At 58.6% G+C, this 6383-nt stretch carries 2 protein-coding genes and 1 pseudogene; all 3 read left to right on the forward strand.

The window, feature by feature from the left end; all coding sequences use genetic code 11:
* The first annotated feature begins 584 nt into the window (after positions 1-584).
* Entirely contained in the window at positions 585-3155 is a 2571-nt protein-coding gene (tssI, locus tag N5D61_RS26335; protein WP_279894754.1) for a type VI secretion system tip protein TssI/VgrG, read from the forward strand.
* Positions 3156-3210: 55 nt separating this feature from the next.
* Positions 3211-5262, forward strand: a pseudogene (locus N5D61_RS26340) (DUF3274 domain-containing protein).
* Positions 5259-6383: DUF2875 family protein (locus tag N5D61_RS26345; RefSeq protein ID WP_279894755.1), on the forward strand; the 1125-nt coding region annotated here is incomplete at its 3' end. The pseudogene N5D61_RS26340 and the gene N5D61_RS26345, both read left to right, overlap by 4 nt.

A 6383-nucleotide genomic window follows, 5' to 3' on the forward strand; every position in this document is an offset into this window, starting at 1 on the left:
TCCGGCGCCGTTCCGTGGGCACGCCGCGGACGGCCATCCATGGCCGCGCGACTCTCGCGGCTCCCGGCCGCTCAACCCACTCCACGACACCTCCGCTCAGCCTGCACCCAAGTCGCGTTCGGCGGTGGCTGGGCTGTTTGTGTAGGAAGATAAAAAGCGAAGAGCGAAAAGCAGAGCGTCGTTTGGTTCAGGGTATAGGTTGATCTTGCCTTGCCTTGCCTTGCTTTTGCTTTTAGTGCGCGATGGCCCAGACACCACGGACCGCGACTTGGATGGCCGTCCGCGGCGTGCCCACGGAGCAGCGCCGGAAGAAGGGAACCCGGCGCAGTCGGGCCAAACCAGGCGCAATGGCTTTGGTTACTTCCCCGAAACCGGGCCTGACAGAAATAACGCCGAAAGAGCCATCCTACAAACCAAATCGAATTGACTGACGATCTCAATCATCAGCCGTCCCTCCTATTTCGTTCCGTTTCAAATAACCTCCCTCCCGCCCAAATTTGCGTTGCCTTCGTTGGGCGATGAAAGCTCCCCATACGCCCCAAAATCTGGTCTGACCGCTACGGCGACAGGCTGCAGGAGAACCCATGCTCAAGGATCTGGCCTCCCTTCATGCGCCACAGCATCAGCGGTTGATCAGGCTTGTCACGCCGCTGACAGGTCATCAGGAACTGTTAGTCGATACCTTCAGCGGCGTCGAAGCCGTCTCTGAACTTTTCAGCATTGACCTCCAATTACTGTCGCACGATGCCGGTATCGAGCTGAAGTCTCTGATAGGCAAGCCCGCACAGATCCAAATCGAATTGGCAGATGGAAATATCCGCTATCTCGACGGTTGCTTCAGCCATTTCAACTCTGAAGGCAGCGACGGCGGCTGGGCCAAATACTCCGCGACACTCAAGCCTTGGCTATGGCACCTGAGCCGAAGAGAAGATGCACGCATCTTTCAGGAGAAGACTGTCGAGGACATTATCCGTGCAGTGCTGGCCGAGTACGGGACATTGCCGAGCGTCGAATTCCGGTTGCTCAATCCGCTGAAGACCCACAGCTACATCACCCAGTACTTTGAAACCGACCTGAATTTCGTCATGCGCCTGCTTGAAGACGACGGTCTGTTTTTCTTCTTCGAGCACAGTGCGCAAGGCCACCGCATGGTGATCGGCGATGACTCCCGCCATCTCGCTGCCCTACCCGAACAACCGGTGATCCGCTACCACAGCGCTGCAATCACAGAGACCGCCGATGCTATCACTCAGTGGGGCGCTTATCGTTCATTCCAGCCAGGCAGTCTCAGCGTTCAGACCTTTGACTACAAGCAACCGGGCAACCTGCTGCCGGTGAGTATGAAGAGCATCAACAATCAGGGTGATGCCCCGTCTTACAGCGTGTATGACTACACGGTGCCGTACTCCCACGCAGACTATGCCCAGGGCGGCGCGCTGGCGCGTCGACGTGTCGAAGCTATCGAAGTCCAAAGCAAGGGCTTCAAAGGCACCGGCCATTGCCGCAGCATGAGGCCGGGGTACACGTTTGAACTGACTCAACATTTTGACCACGATAACGCCCCTCGCAAAGAACGGCAGTTTCTGCTGCTGCGCGTCGAGCACATCGGGCGTAACAACTACCTTTCAACAGCGCCTGCCCATTACGCCAATACCTTCAGTTGTGTCCGTGACTACATTCCTTTCCGGCCTGAGCGGAGTCATCCACGCCCGATCATCCCCGGGCCGCTCAGCGCCATCGTGACGGGGCCTGAAGGTGAGGAAGTCTTTACGGATGAAATGGGCCGGATTCAGGTGCGGTTCCATTGGCAACGCAGGGATGACAGCGCATACCGGTCCCGTCGTGAAGATACGCAGAACACCACTTGGCTGCGAGTCGTCATGCCCAGTGCCGGAGAAGGCTTCGGGCATCAATTTCTGCCCAGAGTCGGTCAAGAAGTGATAGTGCAACACATGGGCGGCGACGCAGACCGTCCAGTGGTAACAGGCGTGGTCTACAACGCCGTCAAACACACCCCTAGCTTCACGGCAACGCCGGGGTTGCCCGGTAACAAGGCCCTGTCCGGCATCAAGACTCGTGAACATAAAGGGAGGGGCTACAACGAACTGCTACTGGATGACACCCACGGCGCTCCCCGAGCGCGCCTTGCAACAACCCACCACACGACTGCACTGAATCTCGGTAGGTTGACCGGCCCCCGTGAACAGGGCACCGCCAAACCCCTTGGCAATGGCGCCGAATTGCGCACCGATGCAGCCATTGCCTTGCGTGCCGCACAAGGTGTGCTGCTGACCACCCACGCAACCCAAAGCGTTGCGGACGACCAGCTAGAACGCGGGGCCTTGCTGAAGCTGCTTACCCAGTGCGCGGACATTTTCAGTGCCATCGGCCAGACCGCCAACGCACGGGGCACGCAGGCCATCGATCCCAGCGGTATTGATGCCCTGCGCCAGGCACTGGACCAATGGCCAGCCCCTGACAGCAACGCCAAGGGCGAACCCGTGATCGCCATGACTGCCGAGAATGGCATCGCCAGCGCCACACCCGCTTCGCATATTCAGTATGCAGGTGCAAACCACGACACCACGGCTCAGGACCATTTGCACCTCACCAGCGGCGCGGGCACCCACCTGCATGCGGGCAAAGGCATCTCGGCCTTCGCTCAGGACGAAGGCATCACCGCCATCGCCAATCGGGGCAAGGTCACCGTTCAAGCGCAGGAAGACAGCATCGCACTGAACGCTCAGCACAACCTCATGGCGTCCGCCTCGGAAGGTGAAATTGTCCTCACCGCCCCCACTATCCGTCTCGTGGCCGCTGACGGCAGCTATCTGAAGATCGGTGGCGGTGTTGAACTGGGCAGCTCCAGCCCCATCGGCTTTTACGCCAACCAGTACGACTGGCGCACTGCCAAGAGTGACAGCGCAACCACACCGAGCTTTGGGCGCGACCCTGCCAGCCAACGAGTGGTCCTGCACTACCCCGGCCACACCACAGACATGCCAGCCCTGCTCATCGACAAGGCCTACAGCCTCAAGCTGGAAGACGGCACGGTGCTCAGTGGCCTGACCGATAGTTCGGGCGCCACCCAAAAGGTCGAAAACGCACTGATGCAAAAACTTGAAGTGTCCGCACTCAAGGACGGCCCTCAATGATCACGTCAGTTCGCCCTCGCCACGCCTTGCACAGCATCACAACAGGAAGTGAACGATGAGAAACCCTGACCCCAGTATTCTGGCCTCTCACCAGACCCGGCTCATCCCCAATCGCCCCAACGACACCTTCGTTGAGGTGCCCCGCGACATGCCCGGCATCGTGATCTTCCTGCATGGCGTCAATGACCCCGGCGCAGCTTATGAGTCGGTGGAAACCGGGCTGTGTCAGGGCCTGAATGACAGGCTGAGTCGAACGGACATGGCGGCGGAGCCGTATGGCATCAATTACGCCTATGCAGCGGCCGCCAAAGAAGCAGGTCAGCCGCTTAACAGCCAACAAGCAGGCTGGCTGGACGACCCCGACACTTACCTCTACCGACGCAGCGAAGGCGGCGAAAAGCCCCGAAGCGTCTTCATTCCTTTTTACTGGGGCTACCGCGCCGCACCAGAGGAAATCAAACGCGACAAGAATGGTGCTCCCACCAAACTGCGCACTCAGTATCAGGACCACTTCGGCAACCGGCTTGACCGCCACTTTGGCAAAGGCGGCGGCTTCTTCGACAACGCCACCAACAGCCTGCCCGAGATGTATGACATGGGCTTCGACAAATGGGTCAGGCATGCCGTCAATCGGGCACTGCCCAATACGCTGTTCATGGGCAAAAGCCCGCATCGGCGCTACTTCGTGCTGGCCGCGCACCGGCTCGCCATGCTGATAGGTGAAATTCGTCGCCTCTCTCCCAACGACACCGTCACCATCATGGGGCACAGCCAAGGCACGCTGATCACTTTGCTGGCACAGGCGTTACTGGTGGATCGCGGCGAGCGCTGCGCCGACTGCGCGATCATGGTCGCATCCCCCTATTCGGTGTTGCCTGACGAAACCCCCAAAGGCTCGAAAACCCTCGACACCCTGATCAACATTGTAGAGGCCGTGACCAAAGCCCCTCACGACAGCCCGCCTCTCGGCGACCTGCAATCCACTGCCAAGGGCTACGGAGGACGCACGGGTCGCAACTGGTCTGCCGAATAGGGTCAGCGCCTGGGGCCTGATCAGTCCACCCTCGTGTTCCCCGAACGCGACAACCGGGGCAAGGTGTATCTCTATTTCAGCCATGACGACACCACGGTGGCCCTTCGCGACGTCAGCGGCATCGGTACCTTTGGTGTACCCGACGCACTGCCCGACGGCACACCCGCCATGGACCGCCTCAAAGGGCTGCGTTTCCATCAGCGCCTGTGGAGCAAACGCATCCGCGACGACCAGCCGGTGTGGGTGGGCAATGCACCGTGCATGGTTGAGCTGCGCACAGGAACGGAACGGCGCAGCGCCGGGCATAACGCAGCGGTCTCGTTTGTCACTGAGGCGGGCATGGAGAAAGGCGAACTGCGCTTTATCAATGGCGAAGCCCTGACCCCACCTCATGCGCCGCAGATGTTTGGTGGCGAGGCCCAGACCGGAACGCCCGACACCCCCGGAAAGGACGCGCCCGACGCGGTGTCGCAGAACACGGCATTAGGCAACTCACGGGCCTCGTTTGAATGGAAATACCTTGGCAAGGCAATCATCCAAATCAACGTTGCACAGGCGCGTGATGATTGGAACAAGGGCAAGGCCCCCGACGATCAAACCCGTGAAGTCAGGCAGCGGGAAATCCTGAACCTCCAGGAGCGACGCATCCACTATTACATAACCGAACGTGAGGAAACCCCCAACGAAATTCGCGCTCGCATGGCCCGTCGAGGGGACGAGAAAACCAACAAGGAATGGGACAACAACAGTTATCACTCGGCCATCCTGCGCAGCCCGGCTAATCATCGGTGGGTCACCGCGATGGATGTAGCCATCGGGCAGGCCCAATGCCTGGATGATTGGCAGATACGCGAGGTGCTGATTGCGATTGCGAATTGGCGGCTTGAAAAAGACTTCTATGACGAGAAACTCAAAGTGATGCCCGGCTGGTGGAAACTCAGCGAAACCGCGCGCCAATTGATCCACGCTTGCTTCGTCTATTACAACCGAGGTCAGTTTCCCTCTGAAGAACTCGTACCACTAATGCCCCCCTCTCTGGTGCATTACCAACACATTGAGGGTAAACGCAGATGAGCCAACCAAAATGGTGCCTCCCAGGCTTAAAGCCCTACCTCTGGATCGCAACACTGCTGATAGCAGCCTGGTTGGGGTACGTATGGTACGTCGTCGAGAGAGCAAACACTGTAGGCCGGGAGATTACCGATTTGCCACAAGGAACCCTGCTGGGCATTGCTCAGATAACAGCATTGGTAGCAGCCCTGTTCACCATTCACTGGACAGGCAAGGCCGTCGCTCAAACCATCGCTAACAAGGACGCTCAACAAGTTGAGCAGTACAGGCAGCAGATCGAGCACGCTGACAGGACTAAACAAACGTTCTCATTGGAAATCAAAGCCACCGGAATAGCCGTCGATATCTGGCACCAGTCATTTATCTGGAAGCGGATCTACGAGAAAAACGACAACTTCGCGTCCATTTATTCACAGGACCCCAAGGACTATCCGGACAGAGCGGAGAGTCGCCGCGACGGTGCAAGTATCAACGTTCGGGCAGCAGCTACACACTCCGCTCGCGACGCCGTCGCCTACTGGCCCGTGCCTTCCTTCGCCATTGCTCCACCCAAGCAACCCGATGACAAAGATGACCGAGCCGCAGGTGGCATCATCTCAGCGCGAAATGCCGCGACATTGGGCGTTACCCTCTTCCTTTGGCAAGACGCTGAGAATACAACTCACGCCCAGAGCATCGTAGAGAAGTTATTCCGTTTCTTCGATGACAACCCCGAAGTGCCCGAAGCACTAGTGCTCAGCCGCGATGGCGACACCACACGAAGCGGCTACAGAGTCCCCGGAACACCGGGACTGCCCAACGGACATTATGTTCCGAAAATCTTCGACAGCATGACCGGATTGCTAGTAGCCCGCACTGACCGCATGGACCAGTACCTGCGCCCTTATGCGGTGAACCAGCAAGAGGACAACCAAGACAAATCCACTGACCTTGGGAAATTGTGGTTTTTCTATTGGGATCGTGACCGCAAGTTTGACTCGGTTTACGAGCATGCGAAAAAGGCCGATGGTTTTTCTGAACCAAACGCTCCGGGCACCATGTCCAGCACCTACTGGCACGCCCAACTCCCCGCTCTCTGGAACACCACCAGCAACCGTGGCCCCGGCGATTTCCGCCCGACCAAA

It is taken from the genome of Pseudomonas sp. GD03842 (genome assembly GCF_029841165.1).
GTDB lineage: Bacteria > Pseudomonadota > Gammaproteobacteria > Pseudomonadales > Pseudomonadaceae > Aquipseudomonas.